The organism is Phenylobacterium sp., from assembly GCF_036501465.1.
In the GTDB taxonomy this organism is placed as follows: domain Bacteria; phylum Pseudomonadota; class Alphaproteobacteria; order Caulobacterales; family Caulobacteraceae; genus Phenylobacterium.
Genome location: NZ_DASYAF010000064.1, coordinates 1 through 21,178, shown reverse-complemented (window position 1 = coordinate 21,178; position 21,178 = coordinate 1). Strand labels below are relative to the sequence as shown.

General features: G+C 70.4%; 24 protein-coding genes and 1 other RNA gene. 16 read left to right on the top strand and 9 right to left on the bottom strand.

What is annotated here, in order from left to right:
• Positions 1-43 precede the first annotated feature (43 nt).
• From VGL85_RS06570 to VGL85_RS06555, 4 genes are all read left to right on the top strand, one after another.
• Positions 44-1,462, top strand: a complete 1,419-nt coding sequence (locus VGL85_RS06570; protein ID WP_331587253.1) for a leucyl aminopeptidase family protein — start codon at positions 44-46, stop codon at positions 1,460-1,462.
• Positions 1,459-2,301, top strand: coding sequence for a C40 family peptidase (locus VGL85_RS06565; RefSeq protein ID WP_331587251.1), 843 nt, complete (start codon positions 1,459-1,461; stop codon positions 2,299-2,301). Before VGL85_RS06570 ends, VGL85_RS06565 begins: the two co-directional genes overlap by 4 nt.
• Positions 2,302-2,385: 84 nt before the next feature.
• Positions 2,386-3,027: a TetR/AcrR family transcriptional regulator gene (locus VGL85_RS06560; protein ID WP_331587249.1), complete on the top strand. Its 642-nt coding sequence runs from the start codon at positions 2,386-2,388 to the stop codon at positions 3,025-3,027.
• The gene (locus VGL85_RS06555) at positions 3,024-4,553 is read left to right on the top strand and encodes an FAD-dependent monooxygenase (protein ID WP_331587247.1); all 1,530 of its coding nucleotides are present in this window, start codon (positions 3,024-3,026) and stop codon (positions 4,551-4,553) included. The genes VGL85_RS06560 and VGL85_RS06555 overlap by 4 nt, the downstream gene beginning before the upstream one ends.
• An 18-nt stretch (positions 4,554-4,571) precedes the next feature.
• Here the strand turns inward: VGL85_RS06555 and VGL85_RS06550 are convergent, their stop codons facing one another.
• A complete protein-coding gene (locus tag VGL85_RS06550; RefSeq protein ID WP_331587245.1) occupies positions 4,572-5,327 on the bottom strand; it encodes a cytochrome c family protein in 756 nt (251 codons plus the stop codon).
• Positions 5,328-5,485: 158 nt separating this feature from the next.
• On the opposite strand from VGL85_RS06550, the gene VGL85_RS06545 reads away from it, so the two are divergent.
• The gene (locus VGL85_RS06545) at positions 5,486-6,238 is read left to right on the top strand and encodes a 3-deoxy-manno-octulosonate cytidylyltransferase (protein ID WP_331587243.1); all 753 of its coding nucleotides are present in this window, start codon (positions 5,486-5,488) and stop codon (positions 6,236-6,238) included.
• On the top strand, positions 6,235-7,080 hold the full coding sequence (locus VGL85_RS06540; protein WP_331587241.1) for a prephenate dehydratase: 846 nt from the start codon (positions 6,235-6,237) through the stop codon (positions 7,078-7,080). Before VGL85_RS06545 ends, VGL85_RS06540 begins: the two co-directional genes overlap by 4 nt.
• Before the next feature lie 149 nt (positions 7,081-7,229).
• On the opposite strand, the gene nudC is transcribed toward VGL85_RS06540, so the two are convergent.
• On the bottom strand, positions 7,230-8,177 hold the full coding sequence (gene nudC / locus VGL85_RS06535) for an NAD(+) diphosphatase (RefSeq protein WP_331587239.1): 948 nt from the start codon (positions 8,175-8,177) through the stop codon (positions 7,230-7,232).
• A gap of 127 nt (positions 8,178-8,304) precedes the next feature.
• Here nudC and VGL85_RS06530 point away from each other — a divergent pair, with 127 nt between their 5' ends.
• Both VGL85_RS06530 and yghU read left to right on the top strand, forming a co-directional pair.
• Complete coding sequence (locus VGL85_RS06530) at positions 8,305-9,129, top strand: methyltransferase (RefSeq protein WP_331587237.1); 825 nt, start codon at positions 8,305-8,307, stop codon at positions 9,127-9,129.
• Positions 9,130-9,226: 97 nt separating this feature from the next.
• Entirely contained in the window at positions 9,227-10,132 is a 906-nt protein-coding gene (gene yghU / locus VGL85_RS06525) for a glutathione-dependent disulfide-bond oxidoreductase (RefSeq protein WP_331587235.1), read from the top strand.
• Between the two features lie 4 nt (positions 10,133-10,136).
• Here yghU and VGL85_RS06520 read toward each other — a convergent pair whose 3' ends face one another.
• The 4 genes from VGL85_RS06520 to VGL85_RS06505 form a co-directional block, all read right to left on the bottom strand.
• A complete protein-coding gene (locus tag VGL85_RS06520; protein ID WP_331587233.1) occupies positions 10,137-10,415 on the bottom strand; it encodes a DUF2277 domain-containing protein in 279 nt (92 codons plus the stop codon).
• A 45-nt stretch (positions 10,416-10,460) separates the two neighbouring features.
• Positions 10,461-11,435 carry a hypothetical protein gene (locus VGL85_RS06515; RefSeq protein ID WP_331587231.1) on the bottom strand — a complete coding sequence of 325 codons (975 nt, stop codon included), beginning with the start codon at positions 11,433-11,435 and terminating at the stop codon, positions 10,461-10,463.
• A gap of 79 nt (positions 11,436-11,514) precedes the next feature.
• Complete coding sequence (locus VGL85_RS06510; RefSeq protein ID WP_331587229.1) at positions 11,515-11,892, bottom strand: VOC family protein; 378 nt, start codon at positions 11,890-11,892, stop codon at positions 11,515-11,517.
• Positions 11,889-12,380: a hypothetical protein gene (locus VGL85_RS06505; protein WP_331587227.1), complete on the bottom strand. Its 492-nt coding sequence runs from the start codon at positions 12,378-12,380 to the stop codon at positions 11,889-11,891. Before VGL85_RS06505 ends, VGL85_RS06510 begins: the two co-directional genes overlap by 4 nt.
• Before the next feature lie 116 nt (positions 12,381-12,496).
• Between VGL85_RS06505 and ffs the strand changes: the two genes are divergently transcribed.
• From ffs to VGL85_RS06475, 6 genes are all read left to right on the top strand, one after another.
• An RNA gene (gene ffs / locus VGL85_RS06500) (signal recognition particle sRNA small type) lies at positions 12,497-12,595 on the top strand.
• 117 nt (positions 12,596-12,712) lie between these two features.
• The gene (locus VGL85_RS06495; RefSeq protein WP_414695190.1) at positions 12,713-14,539 is read left to right on the top strand and encodes a DNA polymerase III subunit gamma/tau; all 1,827 of its coding nucleotides are present in this window, start codon (positions 12,713-12,715) and stop codon (positions 14,537-14,539) included.
• 4 nt (positions 14,540-14,543) lie between these two features.
• Positions 14,544-14,864 carry a YbaB/EbfC family nucleoid-associated protein gene (locus VGL85_RS06490; protein ID WP_331587225.1) on the top strand — a complete coding sequence of 107 codons (321 nt, stop codon included), beginning with the start codon at positions 14,544-14,546 and terminating at the stop codon, positions 14,862-14,864.
• 14 nt (positions 14,865-14,878) lie between these two features.
• Positions 14,879-15,481, top strand: coding sequence for a recombination mediator RecR (gene recR, locus VGL85_RS06485; protein ID WP_331587223.1), 603 nt, complete (start codon positions 14,879-14,881; stop codon positions 15,479-15,481).
• A 114-nt stretch (positions 15,482-15,595) separates the two neighbouring features.
• The gene (locus VGL85_RS06480; RefSeq protein WP_331587221.1) at positions 15,596-16,813 is read left to right on the top strand and encodes a DNA recombination protein RmuC; all 1,218 of its coding nucleotides are present in this window, start codon (positions 15,596-15,598) and stop codon (positions 16,811-16,813) included.
• A 165-nt stretch (positions 16,814-16,978) separates the two neighbouring features.
• Positions 16,979-17,488 (top strand): peptide deformylase, encoded by a 510-nt coding sequence (locus VGL85_RS06475; RefSeq protein ID WP_331587219.1) that lies wholly within the window; start codon positions 16,979-16,981, stop codon positions 17,486-17,488.
• 122 nt (positions 17,489-17,610) lie between these two features.
• On the opposite strand, the gene VGL85_RS06470 is transcribed toward VGL85_RS06475, so the two are convergent.
• A complete protein-coding gene (locus VGL85_RS06470; protein WP_331587217.1) occupies positions 17,611-17,946 on the bottom strand; it encodes a hypothetical protein in 336 nt (111 codons plus the stop codon).
• Positions 17,947-18,059: 113 nt separating this feature from the next.
• Here VGL85_RS06470 and fmt point away from each other — a divergent pair, with 113 nt between their 5' ends.
• On the top strand, positions 18,060-18,986 hold the full coding sequence (fmt, locus tag VGL85_RS06465; protein ID WP_331587215.1) for a methionyl-tRNA formyltransferase: 927 nt from the start codon (positions 18,060-18,062) through the stop codon (positions 18,984-18,986).
• On the top strand, positions 18,986-19,732 hold the full coding sequence (truA, locus tag VGL85_RS06460; protein ID WP_331587213.1) for a tRNA pseudouridine(38-40) synthase TruA: 747 nt from the start codon (positions 18,986-18,988) through the stop codon (positions 19,730-19,732). The genes fmt and truA overlap by 1 nt, the downstream gene beginning before the upstream one ends.
• A gap of 3 nt (positions 19,733-19,735) precedes the next feature.
• Here the strand turns inward: truA and VGL85_RS06455 are convergent, their stop codons facing one another.
• Entirely contained in the window at positions 19,736-20,329 is a 594-nt protein-coding gene (locus VGL85_RS06455) for a hypothetical protein (protein ID WP_331587211.1), read from the bottom strand.
• Between the two features lie 13 nt (positions 20,330-20,342).
• Positions 20,343-21,178: succinyl-diaminopimelate desuccinylase (dapE, locus tag VGL85_RS06450; protein WP_331587209.1), on the bottom strand; the 836-nt coding region annotated here is incomplete at its 5' end.

Below are 21,178 nucleotides of genomic sequence, written 5' to 3'. Positions count from 1 at the left end.
CCTTTGCGGCCTTTCGGCCGGTCCGCCTGAACGAGCGCCCCCGATGTCCGATTCCATCCTCGACGCCGCCGAAGGCCCCGCCGTTCCGGTGCGGACCGTGCTCGAGGCCGGGGCCGCGGCGGCGCTGGAGGCGGCGGGCGGCTTCGCCCAGGGCTTGGCGAAGGCGGCGGAGTTCAAGGGCAAGGCCGGTCAGGTCCTGGTGATCCCCGGCGAGGACGGCGCGCCGGGCGCGGCCTGGCTGGGCCTGGGCGCCGGGATCGACGCCCTGTCCGTGAGCGGAGCGTTCCGGGCGCTGGCCGCCAAGCTGCCCGCCGGACTCTACGAACTTTCCGAAGCTCCGGAGGGGCTGGACCGCGACGCCGCGGCCCTGGCCTTCGCGCTCGGCGGCTACCGGTTCGACCGCTACAAGGCCCATGGGGCGGAGAAGGCCCGGCTGGTCGTGGCCGGGATCGACCTGGCCGAGGTTCGCCAGGTGGCGCACGCCTGCGCCCTGGCCCGCGACATGGTCAACACCCCGGCCAACGACATGGGCCCCAAGCAGATCGAGACCATCGCGCGCGAGATCGCCGAGCAGCATGGCGCGAAGATCGCGGTGGTCACGGGCGAGGCCCTGCTGGAGGCCAACTACCCGGCCGTCCACGCCGTGGGCCGCGCCGCCGACGCCGCCCGCGCGCCCCGGATGATCGAGATCAGCTGGACGGGGCCAGGCGCGGGCGCGGATGCGCCCCTCGTGGCGATCGTCGGCAAGGGCGTGGTGTTCGACACCGGCGGCCTGGACATCAAGCCTTCGGCCGGCATGCGGCTGATGAAGAAGGACATGGGCGGCGCGGCCCACGCCCTGGCGCTCGGGCGGATGGTGATGGCGGCCGGCCTGCCGATCCGCCTGGCGGTGCTGACGCCGGCGGTGGAGAACGCCATCAGCGGCGACGCCATGCGCCCGGGCGACGTGCTGGCCTCACGCAAGGGGCTTTCCATCGAGGTCGGCAACACCGACGCGGAGGGCCGGCTGATCCTGGCCGACGCGCTCACCCGCGCCGCCGAGCTCAAGCCTGCCCTGACCATCGACATGGCGACGCTCACCGGCGCGGCGCGGGTCGCGCTGGGGCCGCAGCTGCCGCCCTACTACACCGACGACGAGGAACTTGCGGCCCAGGTTGCGGATTCAGCCCATGCGGCCGGCGACCCCCTGTGGCGCATGCCGCTCTGGAAGCCCTACGCAGAGGCGCTGGACAGTGATGTGGCCGAGATCAAGAACGACCCGGACGGCTGGGCCCAGGCGGGCTCGGTGACCGCGGCGCTGTTCCTGCAGCGCTTCGCGCCGTCGGGACCCGATTGCGGACCGTGGGTCCACCTCGACATCTTCGCCTGGAACCCGCGCGGCAAGCCCGGCCATCCGGCGGGCGCCGAGGCCCAGGCGATCCGCGGCCTCTACCGCATGCTGCGGACACGGTACGCGGCATGATGGATATGGACCCGCGCACCACGCCGCTTCGCGACGGCATCGCCAGTTCCAGCCTGGAAGGGCTGGTCCGCGCGGAGGTCTACCTCGACCCGAAGGTGCGGACCTGCACGACGCCGGCGGCCGGAATCTTCCGCACCGCGGACGCGGCCTCCGAGCAGATGAGCCAACTGCTGTTCGGCGAGCCCTTCGAAGTGATCGAGGACGAGGGCGCCTTCCTCTGGGGCCAGGCCAAGCGCGATGGCTATGTGGGCTATGTGGCGGCGTCTGCGCTTGGCGCACCCTCGGGCGAGCCGCCGACCCATCGCATCACCGCGTTGCGCACCTACGCCTTCGCCGAGGCCGGCATCAAGGCGCGGGCCTCGGGCCCCTATTCGATGAACGCCCTGGTCCGCGTCGAGGCCGTCGAAGGCCGGCTCTCCAAGGTCGCCGGCGCCGGCTGGATGGCGAATGAGCATCTGGCGCCGATCGGAAACGCGTTCGAGACCGATTGGGCGAGCGTGGCCGAGCAGTTCCTCGGCGCGCCGTATCTGTGGGGCGGGCGCGAGAGCCTGGGACTGGACTGTTCGGGCCTGACGCAAGCCGCGCTGTTCGCCTGCGGTCGCGGCTGTCCGCGCGACACCGACCAGATTGCGGGCCTGGGCGCGCCCATCGCGCGCGCGGACTTCGGCCGCGGCGACCTGGTGTTCTGGCGTGGCCACATGGCCGTCGGCCTCGACGAAACGCGCATCGTCCACGCCAACGCCTTCCACATGGCCGTGGCGATCGAGCCGCTGGATCCCGCCATCGCCCGCATCGACGCCGCGGGCGTCGGCCGGCCCACCGCCTACCGCCGCCTCTGATTTTTTTGACCGACCCCTGGAAATCGCCGCTTTGCGGGATTAAATGACTTGAAAGTCATTTAATGAGCCGACATAGGCGAGGCGATGACCGAACCCGGACCCAGATGGCGCAGGCGCAAGGAGGCGCGCCCGTCGGAGATGATCGAGGCGGCGATGGCCGTCTTCGCCGAGCGCGGCTTCGCGCTCGCCAAGCTGGACGACATCGCCCGCCTGGCCGGCGTGGCGAAGGGCTCGCTCTACCTCTACTTCGACACCAAGGAGGCGCTGTTCCGCGCGGTCGTCGCCGAGCGGGTGGTCCCGGCGGTGGGGCGAGTGCTGGCCGCCGCCCAGGTCCAGGAGGGGCCGTTCGCCGAGGTGGCGCCGCGGCTGCTGTCCGGAGCCGCGCTGGCGCTCAGCCAGGACCGGGTGGCGGCCGTGGCGCGCATGGTGATCGGCGAGGCCCGCACATTCCCCGACCTGGCGCGCGTCTGGCACGACGAGGTGGTGGGCCCGCTGCTGGCCGCCGTCGCCGCCCGCATCGCCGCCGCCCAGGCCCGGGGCGAGGTCCGCCCCGGCGACCCGCGCATCCACGCCTTCTCGCTCGTCGGGCCGCTGTTGATGGCGACCCTCTACCGCGAGGTGTTCGCCGGTGTTGCAGACGATCCGCCGGACCTCGCCCAGGTGGCCCAGCAGCACGATCGGAGCCTGCTGCAGGGCCTGATCCTTCCAGAAGGAGATGTCACATGACCGACCATCCGGTGCTGATTTCGGGTGCGGGCCCCACGGGCCTGGTGCTGGCGCTGTGGCTGACCAAGCTGGGCGTGCCGGTGCGGATCATCGACAAGCTGGCCGAGCCCTCGCCCACTTCGCGCGCGCTGGCGGTGCATGCGCGGACGCTAGAGCTCTATCGCCAGGCGGGCCTCACCGAGGCGGTGCTGGCCAAGGGCCACGTGACGCCGCAAATTCGCCTGTGGGTCAGCGGCGAGGAGCGGACCCGCGTCAACTTCGACCGGGTGGGCGAGGGGCTGACGCCCTATCCCTTCATGCACGTCTTTCCCCAGGACGAGCACGAGCGGCTGCTGATCGGGCGGCTGGAAGCCCTGGGCGTGACGGTGGAGCGCGGCGTGGAGCTGCTGGGCTTCGCCGACACGGTGGCCGGCCTGACGGTGCGGCTGAGGCGGGTGGACGGGACGGAAGAGACCAGCGGGGCCGCCTATCTCTGCGGCTGCGACGGCGCCCGCTCGGCGGTGCGCCACGGGATGGAGACCAGCTTCCCGGGCGGCACCTACCGCCAGGTGTTCTATGTGGCCGACGTGGAGGCCAAGGGGCCGCCGATGAACGGCGACCTGAACATCGACCTCGAGTCGGCCGATTTCCTGGCGATCTTCCCCCTGGACGACGGCCGTCGCGGGCGGCTGATCGGCACGGTGCGGGAAGGCGAGGGGATCGACCCGGACAACCTGAAATTCGAGGACGTCAGCGACCGGGCGATCCGCGACCTGAAGATCGAGGTCGAGAAGGTCAACTGGTTCTCGACCTATCGCGTGCATCACCGGGTGACCGAGCACTTCCGCCAGGGCCGAGCCTTCCTGCTGGGCGACGCGGCCCACATCCACAGCCCGGCCGGCGGCCAGGGGATGAACACCGGCATCGGCGACGCCATCAACCTGGCCTGGAAGCTGGCGGCGGTGCTGGCCGGCCGCGCGAGCGACGCCCTGCTGGACAGCTATGAGGTCGAGCGCCGCGCGTTCGCCATCCGCCTAGTGCGCTCCACCGACCAGGGCTTTTCGCTGGCCACCGCCGAGGGGCCTGTCGCCGATCTGGTGCGCACGCGCCTGGTCCCCATCGTGCTGCCGGCGGCGGCCAAGATCGAGGCGTTCCGCGAGTTCGCCTTCCGCACCGTCTCGCAGATCACCCTGAACTACCGCGACATGCCGATCAGCGCCGGCAAGGCGGGTCAGGTGCATGGCGGCGACCGCTTGCCCTGGACCGGGCCTCCGGGGCCAGGCGGGCGCGACAACTTCGAGCCGCTCTCCCGCATGGGCTGGCAGGTCCATGTCTACGGCGAGGCCAGGCCGGACCTAGAGGCCTGGTGCGCGGAACACGGCCTGCCGCTGGAGGTGTTCGGCTGGACAGAGGCCTGCGCCGCGCGCGGGCTGAAGGCCGGCGCGGCCTATCTGCTGCGGCCGGACACCTATGTGGCGCTGGCCGAGCCGTCAGGCTCGCCGCAGGCGCTGGAAGGCTATTTCGAGAGGACCGGGCTCCAACCCTGAGCGCCGACTGGGCCGCCGCTATTTGGTGGGCGGACCGTTACCCTTGCTTTCGGTCTGGCTCGCCGGCGCGCCGGGGCCATTGCCGGCCGGGCCGCCGGCGCCGGCGGCGGGCGTCGCGGTGGTGCCGGTGGCCGTGGGCTTGCCGGCGGAAGCCGCCGCGCCCGCGGGCGTGGTCGAACCGCCGACGCCGGGCGCGGTGGAGGGCCCGGTCGCCGGGGCCGCCGCGGCCGCAGCCGCCTTCGGGTTCGGCGCGGGGATCGGAAGCGTGCCGCCCTGGGTGCGCAGGAAGGCGATCAGGTTGATCCGGTCCTGCGGCTGCTTCAGGCCGACGAAGGTCATCTTGGTGCCGCTCACATAGGCCTGCGGGCCGTGGAGGAACATGTAGAGGTGGTCGTAGTCCCAGACCGGCTGCTTGGCGCCGAAGGCCTTCATGCCGTCGGAGTAGTTGAAGCCAGGCTCGGTGGCCGGATGGCGGCCGACCACGCCGGTCAGGTTCGGGCCGGTGCCGTTGGCGGTCAGGCTGTGGCAGGACTGGCACTTGGCGAACACCGTCTGGCCGGCCGCCACGTCAGCCTTGGGCAGCACCGTGCCCCAGTCGGGCGGAACATCGGCGACGACCGCGCCGCCGGTCTCTTCCTGCACCTCGACCTTGAAGCCCGGCTTGGCGACCTTCTCCTCGCTGAACAGCATCGACGACCCTTGGGTGACGATGGCGATGAGGAAGCACGTCCCGAGGATCGCGCCCGCGTATTTATTGAAGGTCAGGTCGCTCATCGTCCCGAAATAGGCCCTCTACACGCGCCGGCGCACAAGCCGACGCAAGCGCGGGAATCCCGCCCCTTGTTGCGTCCGCCCCTCTTACACGCTACCGGCGCTGGCGCAACCGCCCAAGCACGTCCAGACAGCCCCAAATCCAAGCCCGCCCAAGCCCCGTGAACCCCATCGTCCTGATCCCCGCGCGGATGGCCGCGACTCGCCTCCCCGGCAAGCCGCTCGCCGATATCGCGGGTCTGCCGATGATCGTCCGCGTGCTGAGGCAGGCCGAGGCCGCGAACCTGGGGCCCGTGGCGGTCGCGGCGGGCGATCCGGAGATCGCGCAGGCGGTGCGCGCGGCGGGCGGCGCGGCGGTCCTGACCGATCCCGCCCTGCCCTCGGGCTCCGACCGGATCCTGGCGGCCCTGGCCGAGCTGGACCCCCAGGCGCGGCATGACGTGGTGATCAACCTGCAGGGCGACATGCCGTTCGTGCAGCCCTCGGTGCTCTCCGCCTGCGCCGCCCTGCTGCGCGACCATTCCGGCTGCGACATCGCCACGGTCGTGGCGCCGGAGTCCTCCGAAGCCGACCGGACCAATCCGGACGTGGTCAAGGCGGTGCTGGCCCGCGAAGAGGGCGCCGATTTCGGCCGGGCGCTCTACTTCACCCGCTCGACCCTCCATGGCGAGGGGCCGATCTGGCGGCACATCGGCATCTACGGCTATCGCCGCGGCGCCCTGCAGCGGTTCAACGCCGCCCATCCGTCGCCGCTGGAAAAGCGCGAGAAACTGGAGCAGTTGCGCGCCATGGAGCTCGGCCTTTCGATCTGGGCGGCGATCGCCGACGACGCGCCGATCTCGGTGGACAACCCGTCCGACCTGGAACGTGCAAGAGCCTACGCGCAAGGCGTGGAAATCGGGGGGGCGAAGTGACGAAGACCAATCGCATCGCTTTCCAGGGCGAACTGGGCGCCAACAGCCACGAGGCCTGCGCGGCGGCCTATCCGGACATGGAGCCCACGCCCTATCCGACCTTCGAGGAGGCGTTCGAGGCGGTGAAGGGCGGCCATTGCCGGCTGGGCATGATCCCGGTGGAGAACTCCATCGCCGGCCGCGTGGCCGACGTCCATCACCTGCTGCCCAACTCCGGCCTGAAGATCATCGGCGAGCGGTTCAAGCCGATCCACTTCCAGCTGATGGCCAACAGGGGCGCCAAGCTGGAGGACATCAGGACCGCCGTCTCCATGACCATCGCCCTGGCGCAGTGCCGCAAGACGCTGAAGCGCATGAAGCTGAAGACCGAGTCGGTGGGCGATACGGCCGGGGCCGCGCGGATCCTGTCGCAAGCCCCCGACCCGACCAAGGCGGCGCTCTCGCCGGCGCTGGCGGCGGAGATCTATGGCCTGGAGATCCTGGCCCGCGACGTCGAGGACGAGCACCACAACACCACCCGCTTCCTGATCATGACGGCGGAGAAGGACCCGCCCAGGCCGGCTTTCACCGAGCCCTGCATCACCAGCTTCATCTTCCGGGTGCGCAACCTGCCGGCGGCGCTCTACAAGGCGCTCGGCGGCTTCGCCACCAACGGCGTCAACATGTCGAAGCTGGAAAGCTACATGGAGAACGGCGCCTGGTCGGCGACCTTCTTCTACGCCGAAGTCGACGGCCGCCCCGAAGACCTGGCGCTGGCCCGCGCCTTCGAGGAGCTGCAGTTCTTCTCCGAGAAGTTCGAGGTGCTGGGGGTCTATCCGGCCGACCCGTTCCGGACGCGGTGATCTAACACCCTCCCCTAATGGGGAGGGACAGATGGCGAAGCCATCAGGGTGGGGAAGTGCGGGTCACCTGCTGACTCCGGATCCCGCCCCAGGCTTCCCCACCCGACCTCGGCCTTGGCGAGCTGTCCCTCCCCATTAGGGCAGGGTGTTCAGGAGTCTTCCTCGACCCAGGCCTTGATGAGCTGGTGCGCGATCGCCAGGCGCTGGGGGGCGAAGGTCCCTTCGAGCTTGCCGGCGATCAGGTCGCGGGCCTCGTCGCGGGTGAACCAGCGGATTTCCGACAGCTCGGTCTGGTCCGGCGCGCCTTCCTCGTCCTCCACCTCGGCGATCAGGCCGATCATCAGCGACGACGGATAGGGCCAGGGCTGGGTGGAGTGGTAGCGGACCTTCACTGCATGCAGGCCCGCCTCCTCATTGAGTTCGCGCGCGCAGGCCTCCTCGATCGACTCGCCGGGCTCCAGGAAGCCGGCCAGCGCCGAGAACATGCCCTTGGGCCAGCGCTCCTGGCGGCCCAGCATGCAGCGCTCGCCATGGTAGGGCAGCATGATCACCACCGGGTCGGTGCGCGGGAAATGCTCGGTCCCGCAGGCCGGGCACTGGCGCTTCCAGCCGCCGTCCTTGGCCTCGCTCTTCTGGCCGCAGGCCGCGCAGTACGGATGCTTGCGGCGCCACTCGAACATGGCCTTGGCGGTGGCCACGATGGCGGCCTCGTTGGCGGGAAGGCGCAGGGCGATCGAGCGCAGGTCCTCGAAGGCCCCCAGGCCCTGCAGCGGGCCGCCGTCGGTCGGGTTGGCCGGGCCTTCGAAGTCGAGGGCGAAGATCGCGGTCTCCTGCCAAAGGCCCAGGAACAGCAGCCGCTCGTCGCCCTCGGCCAGTTCGCCCAGCAGCTTGGCCGGCAGGTAGGCGATCTGCACGCCCCCCTTGCCGTCATTGCCGGCCTCGGCGGGCTCGACCAGCGGCTGGCCGTTCCACATGGCCACGCCCAGATTCTCCGCAGAGCCCAGCTTTTCGGCGAGCCAGGCGGCGTCGGTGCGCTTGTCGCTGGCCCGGTCGAGGGGGTTGCCGGCGAAGGTGTTGAGGAAGCTGTCGAGGGGCATGGCGGGCTTCTAGCGCGCCAAACCGCTGACGTCATGGGCGTCGGCGTCATGTTTGTGGCGGTTCGCGGGCCGAGGTGGTCGCCGGGCCGCCGCAGGGCTAAGCTCGCCGGAAAAGGGGAGGGATACGATGACCAGGTTCGCGAGCGCCGCCCTGGCGCTGGCCGCAGTGGCCTTGACGACGGCGGGGGCCTGCGCCCAGCCACCGGGCAGCGCGTCGCCAGGCAACGCGGCGCCGGCCAGGACGACAGGGGCAGGGGCAGGCGCGCCGCAGCGGCCGCCGTTCGACGTCCATGCGCCGATCGACCCGTCGCGTGGCGACGCGCTGCACAATCCGAGCGTCTATCACACGGCCGAGGTGCTGAAGTTCGTGGGCGTGAAGCCCGGCTGGAAGATGGCCGATATCTTCCCCGGCCGCTTCGCCACCGCCTTCGGCAAGGCCGTGGGGCCGAGCGGCAAGGTCTATGGCTTCACGCCGGACGAGATCGTCAAGGTGCATCCCGGCATCGCCGACCTGAAGGTCGCCCGGGCCAAGGACCCGGCCTGGGCGAACGTAACGGCGCTGACGTCGCCGATGAACGACATGGCCCTGCCGAGCGGCCTGGACGCCGTCTTCATCCGCCAGAACTACCACGACCTGCACGTGCGCTTCATGGGCCCGGCCGACGTGCCGGCCTTCAACAGGAAGGTCTATGCGGCGCTGAAGCCCGGCGGGGTGTTCATCATCATCGACCACGTGGCGCCGGCCGGCGTGGACGAGACCACCGCGGTCAACCGGCTGCACCGGATCAATCCCGCCGACGTGCGGGCCGAGGTGGAGGCCGCGGGCTTCAAGTTCGACGGCGAGAGCAAGGCGCTGGCCGAGCCTGCCGACGACCACACCCACATGGTGCTGGAGACCTCGGTGCTGGGGAAGACCGACCAGTTCATGTACCGGTTCAGGAAGCCTAAGTAGCCGTCGCGAATTTCTGTTGGGCGGCGGCCTCGCCAGACGCCCTTCGTCCGCCCACATGGAAGCCGCGGCCGCTTCGCGCCGCAACCGGAGCGCCCCTATGTCTGAAACCCCCGCCAACCAGCCGGCGACCTATGCGCCGCCGAAGGTCTGGACCTGGAACAAGGAGAGCGGCGGGCGCTTCGCCAACATCAACCGGCCGATCGCCGGCGCCACGCATGAGAAGGACCTGCCGGTCGGAAAGCACCCGCTGCAGCTCTATTCGCTGGCCACGCCCAACGGGGTGAAGGTGACGGTGATGCTGGAGGAGTTGCTGGCGTTGGGCCACACGGGCGCGGAGTACGACGCCTGGCTGATCAACATCGGCAATGGCGACCAGTTCGGCTCCGGTTTCGTGGAGGTGAACCCCAACTCCAAGATCCCGGCCCTGATGGACCGCAGCGGCCCCAAGCCGATCCGGGTGTTCGAATCCGGCGCGATCCTGATCCACCTGGCCGAGAAGTTCGGCAGCGCCTTCCTGCCCACCGAGCCGGCCGCGCGGGCCGAGACCCTGTCGTGGCTGATGTGGCTGATGGGCTCCGCGCCATTCCTGGGCGGCGGCTTCGGCCATTTCTACGCCTATGCGCCGTTCAAGATCGAATACGCCATCGACCGCTACGCCATGGAGGTGAAGCGCCAGCTCGACGTGCTGGACCGCCGCCTGGCCGAGGCCGAGTACCTGGCGGGGGACCAGTACACCATCGCCGACATGGCCACCTGGCCCTGGTACGGCGCCCTGGCGAAGGGCCAGGTCTACGAGGCCGGCGAGTTCCTGTCGGTCCACGAGTACAAGAACGTGCTGCGCTGGACCGACCAGATCGCCAAGCGGCCGGCGGTGAAGCGCGGCCGGATGGTCAACCGCGGCTTCGGGGACCCCAAGACCCAGCTGCGCGAACGCCACGACGCCAGCGACTTCGAGCTGCGCACCCAGGACAAGCTGGAGGCCGCGGAGAAGGCGGCGGGCTGAGGGCCTAAGCCGGGGCGCGGGCGAACCGCTGGGCCGAGCGGGCCTTGGCGCGGGCCGCCTCGACGCCGCGGTCGCGCGGCGGGGCCTGGGTCTCGAGCGAGGACAGCAGCAGCTTGCCGGCCTGGAACACCTGTTCGATAGCCGCTTCGAACGCGGCGGCGTTGGCCTTGGACGGGCTGTTGTAGCCCGACAGCTTGCGCACGTACTGCAGCGAGGCGGCGCGGATCTCCTCCTCGGTGGCCGGCGGGTCGAAGTTGAACAGCGTCTTGATGTTGCGGCACATGGCAGGTCTCCGGCCGGTCGGCTCCTGCCGGATTTTCGCAGATCGCTAGCGTCCCGGCGAGGGCGCCGTCTTCTGCGGGTGCGCCTCCACATAGCGGGCGCCCTGCAGGAGGCCGGGCAGCGAGTTGTTCCCCTCGTGGCAGGCGTATTCGTAGATCGGCTCGGCGAGCGGCGTGAAGATCATCTCGCCCGACCAGGGCTCGCGATAGTTGGCCGGATCCTCGACGGTGAAGGCGTAGCGGATCTCGCCCTTGGCGGTGCGGGTGAAGCGCTCGACCACATGGGCGTCGGGGCCGATCAGGAACACCGGCGCGCGGAAGCTCTCCTCGGGCCGGAAGCCCACGGTGTCCACCACCAGGGTCGCGCCGTCCCAATGGCCGATGGAATCGCCGCTCCAGACGCGTCCGGGGGTGTCATGGCGGCCGCCCAGGCGAATGATCCTGAAGTCGCTGTTGATCTCCGACTGGATGACCACGGCGTCCTTGGTCTGCACGATGCGGTAGCCGGCGGCGAAGGGGGAGTTCATCATCGGCGGCGACAGGGCCCCGAAGGTGGGGACCAGGCAGCGCTCGCTGGTGTTGCGCGACTCCGGCCCGTCGAAATCCACGAAAGCCTTGGCGCGCACCGCCTTGCGCCGCTCCAGCCCCTCAGGCGTGTAGGGGATGCGCCCGTCCGGCGTGCTGGTGATCCAGGCGGTGCGCTTCTGGCCGTCGATCACCGCCAGGTGCGAGGGCGGCCACCATTCGGATTCCCGGCTGCCCAGGCCGTCGTCCGGGAGGATGCCGTCCGAGACCTTCTTCTCGATCGCCGCCAGGTCATCGCCCTTGCCGACCACCGCCGGGACGCCGGCCGGCCGCTCCAGGTGGGTGAGCGAGAAGTTGGTCCACTGGCCCTGGAAGTCGGGCGCGCCCCAGGCGGTGCGCGGGGCCTGGTAGGGGCCGGCGAAGGCCTGCGCGGCCAGGGCGAGCGATCCGGCGAGGATCATGGTCCCCAGCCAAGGTCCCGCGGTCGATCCCGTCATGGCGCGCCCCCTTCGCCGATTTCGGTTTGGTGAACCTTGCGCGCGCCCGACGGGCTTGGCCATAGGCCGTCAAAAATGTTCAGGCGCGGATCGGGTTCGCGAACATCATCCGGTGGCCGTCCGGCGTGGCGACGGCCATCTCGCGCCGGCCCCAGGGCTGGTCCCTGGGCGGGAAGCCGAGGAGCGCGCCCTTGGCCGCGATCTCGGCGTGAAAGCCGTCGAGGTCGCTGACCTCGACATAGGCGAAGTAGCTGTGGTCGCCGAGCTCGGCCGGCGGGATGGCGTCCGGGCAACGGCCCAGCATCACGCGAACCCCGTCGCGCCCCAGCGCCTGCCAGTTGTCGCCGTCGTTCCATAGGCGCGAGAAGCCGAGGACGTGTTCGAAATAGGCGGTGGTCCTGGTGAGGTCCGGGACGGCCAGGACGTAGGCGTGCGGGGTGAGGCGCGGTGTCGTCATGCGACGCCGTTGAAGTCGATCTGAGTGAAGCGATGGCCTTCGACATCGTACTCAGCGCCGAAGAATCTTGGGCCGCCGTCACAGATCTCGAACGGACCTGCCAGCCTCTCGGCGAGGCGGGGAGACTGCTCCGCCAGCTTTCGGTGTTCGTCGAGGATGTAGGCGGGCGCGAAGTTGCCGTAGATGTACCTGTGACCGTGACGGACGAGGCCGACGTATTGCCGCGCCCACTTGCCGGGATCCCAGGAAATTCTCTCGATTGGGCGCGTGTGGCTCAGCGCCTCCGGCAGGGCGGTTTCGAACGCGACAATGTCGTCGGCGGTGGGTTGCCAAGTCGCCTCCCCCATCTCTGGCGTGGCTCGAGAGCATTGATTGAGCATTTCTTTCGCCATCCTGCCTGGCAGCACGACGGCGCCTGCTGGCATCGGCTCGGCAGCGGCATGGGTGGCGAGCGCCAGGACGAGGGCTGCGATGAAGTAGGTTTTCATGGTCCATTTCCCAGGCGCCCGCTCAGCCTGACGCCTGGGCTGAAGCGTCGCAAGCGCGTCCTGCTGCGGCGCCTGTCGCACTTGCGTCATCCGCCCCGATCCGCCATATGCCGCCGCGGAGATCGGCGGCGGGCGGACGCTTCGCCAACCTGGTCAGGGCCGGAAGGCAGCAGCCACAACGAATTCCGTTCCGGGTCGTCGTTCGGTCTCCACCCTCCTTCGCTTTGCGGGCTTCGGAGGGCAGGCCCTTCATCCATTTTTCCTGTTGAGCGAGCCGGGCCTTAGGGGCTTTCCGCTTTGCCGCGGCGGAGTCGTCCTCTTACATGAGGGCCATGGCCGACGAGGACTCCCCGCTGCCGGACGATGAGGCGCTCGAAGCCGGGCCGCCAAGCATCGATATGTTCGGCGCGGCGCCAGCGCCGGCGACCTCCGACGGTTCGGCCGCCTACACCGTCATCGCGCGCAAGTACCGGCCGAAGACCTTCGACGACCTCTACGGCCAGGAGGCGATGGTGCGCACCCTGCGCAACGCCTTCGCCACCAAGCGCATCGCCCACGCCTTCATGCTGACCGGGGTGCGCGGGGTGGGTAAGACCACGACCGCGCGCCTGTTGGCCCGGGCGCTGAACTACGAGAGCGACACGATCCACGAGCCGACCCTCGACCTCAGCGTCGAGGGCGTCCACTGCGCCTCGATCATCGAGGGGCGCAACATGGACGTGCTGGAACTGGACGCCGCCAGCCGGACCAAGGTCGACGAGATGCGCGAGCTGCTGGACGGGGTGCGCTATGCGCCCGTCTCGGCGCGCTACAAGGTCTACATCATCGACGAAGTGCACATGCTCTCGACCCAGTCGTTCAACGCCCTGCTGAAGACGCTGGAAGAGCCGCCGCCGCACGCCAAGTTCATTTTCGCCACCACCGAGATCCGCAAGGTTCCGGTGACCATCCTGTCGCGCACCCAGCGCTTCGACCTGCGCCGTGTCGAACCCGAGGTCATCGTCAAGAACCTGGAGATGATCAGCGAGGCCGAAGGCGCGCGGGTCGAGGCCGACGGGCTGATGCTGATCGCCCGGGCCGCCGAGGGCAGCGTGCGCGACGCCCAGTCGATGCTGGACCAGGCCATCGTCCAGGCCGAGCCGGGGCAGACGGTCACCGCCGCCTCGATCCGCGACATGCTGGGCTTGGCCGACCGCGCTCAGACAATCGGCCTGTTCGAACAACTGATGAAGGGCGAGGCCGGTCCGGCCATCGAGACCTTCCGCACCCTCTATGGCTATGGGGCGAGCCCCGACCAGGTGATGCTGGACCTCATGGACCACTGCCATGGCGCCTCGGTCGCCAAGGCCATCGGGCCGCAGGCGCTGGTGATGCCGAAGGAGCAGGCCGGGCGGCTGGCGGCGGTGGGCGCGGCGGTCTCGGCCGGGACCCTGTCGCGGCTGTGGCAGCTGATGCTCAAGGCCTATGAGGAGGTGCGCCGCGCGCCCGATGCGGCGGCGGCCGCCGACATGGCGATCATCCGCCTGGCCTACGCCGCCGACCTGCCGGGGCCGGAGGAGGCGCTGAAGCGATTGCAGAGCGGCGAGCCTGCTTCGCCGGGGGCTTCGCAGGGCGGGCCCTCTGGGCCCGGCGGCGGTCCGACCGGCGGCGGCGGGGCGGTGGCTTCGGGCGGGGGAACGACGGTGGCGCGCGGGTTCGCCGCGCCGAAGCCTCAGGCGTCCTCCGAGCCGGTCGCCAAGCTGGAGACCTTCGAGGACATGATGGCGCTGATCGAGAAGCGACGCGACATCGCGCTGAAGCTCGACGTGGAGCGCTACGTCCGCCCGATCAGCTTCCGGCCCGGGGCGATCGAGTATGAAGCCGCCCCCGGCGCGCCGGCGAATCTGGCGCAACGGCTGGTGGCGCGGCTGAAGGACTGGACCGGCGAGCGCTGGCTGATCGCCGCCCAGGGCGGCGGCGGCGCCGAAAGCCTGTGGGAGAAGCAGAAGCGTGAGCAGCGCGAGGTCCGCGCCGAGGTCGAGCAGGACCCCTTCGTCCAGGCGGTGATGAAGACTTTTCCGGGGACCGAGATCCTGGGCGTGCGCACCATCGCCCAGCCCGAGGCGACGCCGGAGACCGCAGCGCCGGCGGAAGACGACAACGACGAGGACGAGGACTGAGCCCGTGAAGGATTTCGGCGCCCTGATGAAGCAGGCCCAGGCCATGCAGGGGAAACTCGAGCAGGCCCAGAAGGAGCTGGAGAACTTGACCCTGCTGGGCCAGGCCGGCGACGGCATGGTCAGGGTGACCCTGCGCGGCAACGGCCAGCTGGCGCGCGTGGACATCGACGACAGCCTGATGGTTCCCGGCGAGGCCGAGATGGTGGGCGACCTGGTGGCCGCCGCCCACGCCGACGCCAAGCGCCAGCTCGACGCCCGTTCGGCCGAGCTGATGAACAAGGCGGCCGGGCCGCTCGCCGGCATGCCCGGCATGCCGAAGTTCTGACTGAGCAATCCGGCATGTCCAAATCAGCGGGCCCGGAGATCGAGCGGCTGATCAGCCTGCTCGCCAAGCTGCCGGGGCTGGGTCAGCGCTCGGCGCGGCGCGCGGCGTTGGCGCTGTTGAAGCGGCGCGACCAGCTGCTGCTGCCGCTGTCGGACGCGCTGGCGGAGGCGGCGGCCAAGGTGAAGGTCTGCTCGACCTGTGGCTCGCTCGACACCTGCGACCCCTGCGCCATCTGCGCCGACGGTGCGCGCGACGGCACGCTGATCTGCGTGGTCGAGGAGGTGGGCGCGCTCTGGGCCATGGAGCGGGCAAGCGCCTTCCGCGGCCGCTACCATGTGCTGGGCGGGCTGCTGTCGGCGCTGGACGGCGTCGGGCCGGAGGCGCTCAGGGTCGGCGGCCTGGTGGCGCGGGCCTCGGACGGGTCGGTGCGCGAGGTGATCCTGGCGCTGCCGGCCACGGTCGACGGCCAGACCACGGCCCACTACCTGGCCGACCGGCTGGCGGCGTCGGGCGTGGCGGTGACCATGCTGGCGAGAGGCGTGCCGGTGGGCGGCGAACTCGACTGGCTGGATGACGGCACCATCGCCCAGGCCATGCGGGCGCGGCGGCCGGCGTAACCAAGCTCGTCCTCCGGCGCGAAGACGACGGGGGAGGTGGCGGCGATCCACCTCCCCCGCGTGCGGGGGAGGAGCGAGTAGCTCCGACTCGCTGTCTGCGCTAAAGAACGCAGCATGAACATGTTCCTGATCGCCGCCATCGTGCTCGCCGCCGCCGCTGCGGGCGCGGTGGTGTGGGCGCTCAGGCAGCGCGACCGGGCGGTGCGGGCCGAGGCGCAGGTGCAGGCGCTGCAGGCGCAGGGCGAGCTCCTGAAGGCGCAGGTGACCCAGTCGGCGACCGGGGTGGCCGAGGCGATCCTGAAGCGCAACGAGGAGGCCGTGGTCGGGCGCGAACGCCTCGCCCAGGCGCAACTCGAAGCGCAGCTGAAGCCGGTGGCCGAGAGCCTGAAGGCGTTCCAGGAGCATGTGGCCGCCGCCGAGAAGGTGCGCGCCGAGGAGACCGGGAGCCTGAAGGAGCAGATCGCCCAGATGCTCGCGGCCTCGGTCGCCACCCAGGACGAGGCGCGCAAGCTGTCGGCGGCGCTGCGGCGCGGGGCCGGCGTGCAGGGTCGCTGGGGCGAGCAGACCCTGCGCAATGTGCTGGAGGCGGCCGGGCTCGCCCACCGCTACGACTTCGAGGAGCAGACTTCCACCGACACCGAGGAGGGCCGCCGGCGGCCGGACGTCACCGTGCGCCTGCCGGGCGGCGGGGTGTTCGTGATCGACGCGAAGTGCTCGCTGAACGCCTTCCTGGAGCTGCAGGACGCCCCTGACGAGGCGGCGCGCGAGGCCATCGGCCAGCGCCATGTGCAGAGCGTGAAGGGCCATGTGGCGGGCCTGTCCGCCAAGGCCTACTGGGACCAGTTTTCCAACAGCCCCGACTTCGTGGCGATGTTCGTGCCGCTGGACTCGGCGCTGGCCGCGGCGCTGGACCGCGCGCCCGACCTGATGGGCGAGGCCATGGACCGCCGGGTGGTGATCGTCACGCCGACCACGCTGTTCGCGCTCTGCAAGGCGGTGGCCTATGGCTGGCGGGTGGAGGAGCAGGCGGCCAACGCCCAGAAGATCGTCGAGCACGGCCGCGAGCTCTACAAGCGCATCGCGGTGATGGGCGGCCACGCGGGCTCGGTGGGCAAGGCGCTGGAGGCGGCGGTTTCCCGCTACAACCAGTTCGTGGGCAGCCTCGAGACCCAGGTGCTCACCCAGGCCAAGCGGTTCGAGGAGCTGAAGGTCGATCACGAGGGCAAGAAGGTCGAGCCGCTGGAGCCGCTGGACACCGCCGTGCGGCCGCTCACCAAGCTGTCGGGCGAGCCCGCGCCGCAGGTGCGGCTGGTGGCCGGGGACGAATCCTAGCCGCTCATCCCCGCGAAGGCGGAGATCCAAGCTGAGCTTGGTTCAGGCGTTCATGCCGCAAGTCATGGCGCGGCATGGATTCCCGCCTTCGCGGGAATGAGCGGAGGAATGGTGGATCAATCGCCCACCTTGACGCTCAGGTATCGGCCCCCTAACTGCGCGCCCATGGCCCTTCGTGAGATCCTGATCGTTCCCGACCCGCGCCTGAAGCAGGTTTCCGCCCGCGTCGAGGTGGTGGACGACGCGCTGCGCGCGCTGATGGACGACATGCTGGAGACCATGTACGCGGCGCCCGGCATCGGCCTGGCGGCGGTCCAGGTCGGCGTGGCCAGGCGCGTCATCGTCATGGACATCTCCAAACCCGAAGACGAGCGCGAGCCGCGCTACTTCGTGAACCCGGAGATCCTCTGGGCCTCGGAAGAGACCGCGCCCTACGAGGAAGGCTGCCTGTCGGTGCCGGAGATCTACGACGAGGTGGAGCGGCCGGCGCGGGTGAAGCTGCGCTACCAGAACTACCGCGGCGAGACGATCGAGGAGGACGCCGAGGGCCTGTTCGCCGTCTGCATCCAGCACGAGATGGACCACCTCGACGGGGTGCTGTTCATCGACCACCTGTCACGGCTGAAGCGCGAGCAGGCGGTGAAGAAGGTCAAGAAGCAGGTGCGGGCGGCGTAATCCCACCGCTCATTCCCGCGAAGGCGGGAATCCATACGGCCTCGAGCTTGTTGGAGCCGGCGACCGCTCCAGCCTCAGCTTGGATCCCCGCCTTCGCGGGGATGAGCGGAGCCGAGGGGCCGTCAGTGCTTGGCGCTGTCGACCGCGTCCTTGGTCTTGTCGGCGGCCTCATGGGCGCCGCTCTTCAGCTTGTCGCCCGCCTCGCCGGCGCTGTCCTTCAGCTTGGCGGCGGCGTCCTTGGTGGCTTCCGCGGTCTTATCGGCAGCTTCCTTCGTGCCCTGCTTGATGTCCGCGCCGAGCTCCTTGGTGGCCGAGGAATTCGCCACGTCCTTGGCCGCGGCGGCGGTGTCGGCGCCCACGGCCTTGAGGTCCTGACCGGTCTTGTCCTGAGTGGACTTGGAGCAGGCGGCCAGGGCCAGCCAGAGACCGAGGATAACGGCCAGGTGCGAGTTGCGCATGCGGGGCTCCTTCGAATGTCCGTTAACCAACGGTTAAGCTTTCCACTGGGTTCCCCATAACCCACACGCGGGGCCTTTGCGCGGCTTCTCCCCCACAGGTAGAACCGGCGGCCATGCGGATCGCCTTCCTGGGAACCCCCGACTTCGCGCTGGCCGCCCTGCGCCGGCTGGTCGCCGCCGGCCAGGAGATCGCCTGCGTCTATTCCCAGCCGCCGGCCCCGCGCGGCCGTGGCCATGAGCTGAAGCCTTCCCCGGTCCACGCCTTCGCCCTGGAGCAGGGGCTGATGGTGCGCACCCCGACCTCGATGCGCGACCCGGACGAGATCGCGGCCTTCCAGGCGCTGGACCTCGACGCCGCCTGCGTGGTGGCCTTCGGCCAGATCCTGCCGGCCGCGGTGCTGGATGCGCCGCGCCTCGGCTCGTTCAACCTGCACGGTTCGCTGTTGCCCCGCTGGCGGGGCGCGGCGCCCATCCAGCGCGCGGTGATGGCCGGCGATCCGGTGACCGGCGTCGAGGTCATGCGCCTGACCGAAGGCCTGGACGAGGGCCCGGTGCTGGCCAGCGAGACCCTGCGCATCGGCCCGCTGGACACCGCCGGCACGGTGCATGACCGCATGGCCACGGTGGGCGCCGAACTGCTGGCGCGGACGCTGGTGGATATCGAGGCCGGGACCGCCATCGAGACCCCGCAGCCGGAGGACGGCGTCACCTACGCCAAGAAGATCCGGCCGAAGGAGGCGCGGATCGACTGGACGAAGCCGGGGGCGGAACTGGACCCGAAGATCCGCGGCCTGTCACCGTTCCCGGGCGCCTGGTTCCTGCTGCCCACCGACAAAGGCCCGGTGCGGGTGAAGGTGCTGCTCTGCGCCTTCGAGGACCGCGACGGGCCGGCCGGCGTCACCTTGGACGACGCCCTGCTGGTGGGGACGGGCTCGGGTGCGGTGCGGCTGCTGCGCGTGCAGCGCGAGGGCAGGGGGCCGCAGGACGCCGAAGCCTTCCTGCGCGGCGCGCCGGTTCCGGCCGGGACGGCGTTCGGCTGATGCCCCGCTACAGGCTTCTGATCGAGTACGACGGCGGCCCGTACAACGGCTTCCAGGCCCAGGCCGACCAGCCGACGGTGCAGGGCTCGCTGGAGCGGGCGATCCTGGCCTTCTGCGGCCAGGCGCTCCGAGTGGCGGCCGCCGGGCGCACCGACACCGGCGTCCATGCCACAGGCCAGGTGATCGGCGTCGACCTGGAGAAGGACTGGCCGGCCGAGACGGTGCGCAATGCGCTGAACGCCCACCTGCGGGGCGAGCCCATCGTGGTGCTGGACGCCGCGGTCGCGCCGCAGGGCTGGCACGCGCGGTTTTCGGCGACCGAGCGGCGCTACCTCTACCGCATCCTGAACCGGGCGAGCCCGCCGGGGCTGGACCGGGGCCGGGTCTGGCATGTGCGCCAGCCGTTGGACGCCGGCGCCATGCACGCCGCCGCCCAGCACCTGATCGGCCTGCACGACTTCACCACCTTCCGCGACCTGGCCTGCCAGGCGAAGTCGCCGGTGAAGACTCTGGACGTGGCGCGTGTGGAGCGGCTGGGCGAGGCGGTAGTGCTGACCTTCGAGGCCCGCTCGTTCCTGCACCGTCAGGTGCGCTCGATGACCGGCTCCATCGCCGAGGTGGGCCTGGGGCGCTGGAGCGCGGCGGACCTGAAGGCCGCGCTGGACGCCGCCGACCGAAAGGCCTGCGGGCAGGTGGCGCCATCGGACGGGCTGTACCTGACCGGGGTCAGCTACGAGGGCGATTGAGCGCTAGCCGTTGGCCCCGAACGGGGCCTTGGGCTCAGGGCAGCTGTCGACCTCCTGGGCCCGTCGCTTGGTGGTGTCGCGCAGCCAGCACCGGTCGAGCGCCGAGCAGTAGCAGACGCGGGCCTGGATCTTCGAGCGCGCCGCATCGAGCTTGGCGAATTCGTCGGGCGTCAAGGCGCCGGGCTCGGAGCCGAACAGCAGCAGGGTGTCCTTGGACGGCAGGACGCGGTCGAACACCGTCGCGCCGAGGTAGGAGACCTTCTGCGGCACGCAGCAGCGGACCAGGAGGTCCCGGCCGCTCCTGAGCGGGATCCCGTCGTAGGTCAGCTCGATGCTCTCGATCTTCGCCGGTCCGACGCCGGAATTGAGCAGGGTCAGGGTCACGGACTTGTGGCCGGCGTCGTCGAGGTTGCTGGCCACGAAATCGAGATAGGGCCAGGTGTCGGCCTGGACCATCTTGTCGGCGACCTGGCTCTGGTGGATCGCCACGAACAGCGAGATCACCGAGATCAGCACCGCCGAGCCGCCGAGCGCCAGGTCCAGTCCGAACCCGCGGGCGCGCCTTCGGCGACGACTGACTTTCGGAACCAGATCCACCCGCAGCTCCTCGCTAGGCCGGCTCGCCGAACGCTTCGAAATAGCGCGCGATCAGCCGGACGTAGACCGCCTGCAACTGCCGAATCTCCGCCACCGGCGCGGCTTCGTCCACCTGGTGCATGGTCTTGCCCACCAGGCCGAGTTCGACCACCGGGCAGAGCGCGCGGATGAAGCGGGCGTCCGACGTGCCGCCGGTGGTGGAAAGCTCGGGCGCGCGGCCGGCGACGTCGCGCACCGCGGCCGCCACGAGGTCGGTGAACGGGCCGGGTTCGGTGAGGAAAGCCTCGCCGCTGATCTGCGGCGTGACCGTGATCGACCCGGCAAAGCCGCGGCCCCCCGCCTCGGCCTCGCCCGCGATCCAGCGGGCCAGGTCGGCGCCGGTGTGGTTCGGGTTGAAGCGGATGTTGAGCTGGGCCTTGGCCACGCCGGGGATGACATTGGTGGCGGTATTGGGCACGTCGATCTTGGTGATCTCCAGGTTCGACGGCTGGAATTCGGGATAGCCGTCGTCCAGCCTGCGCTCCTGAAGCCTGAGCAACAGGCGCAGCAGCACCGGCACGGGATTGGCCGCGCGGTGCGGATAGGCCACGTGCCCCTGCACGCCGGTCACGGCGATCTCGATGTTGATCGAGCCCCGGCGGCCCACCTTGATCATGTCGCCGAAGGTCTCCGAGGAGGTGGGCTCGCCCACCACGCAGTGGGTGATGACCTCGTCCTCCAGGTCCAGCGCCTCGACCACCATCTTGGTGCCGTGGGTCGCCACGCCCTCCTCGTCGCCGGTGATCAGGAAGGAGAGCGAGCCCTTCACGGCGCCGGCGTCGACGGCCTCGGCGGCGGCGGCGGCGAAGG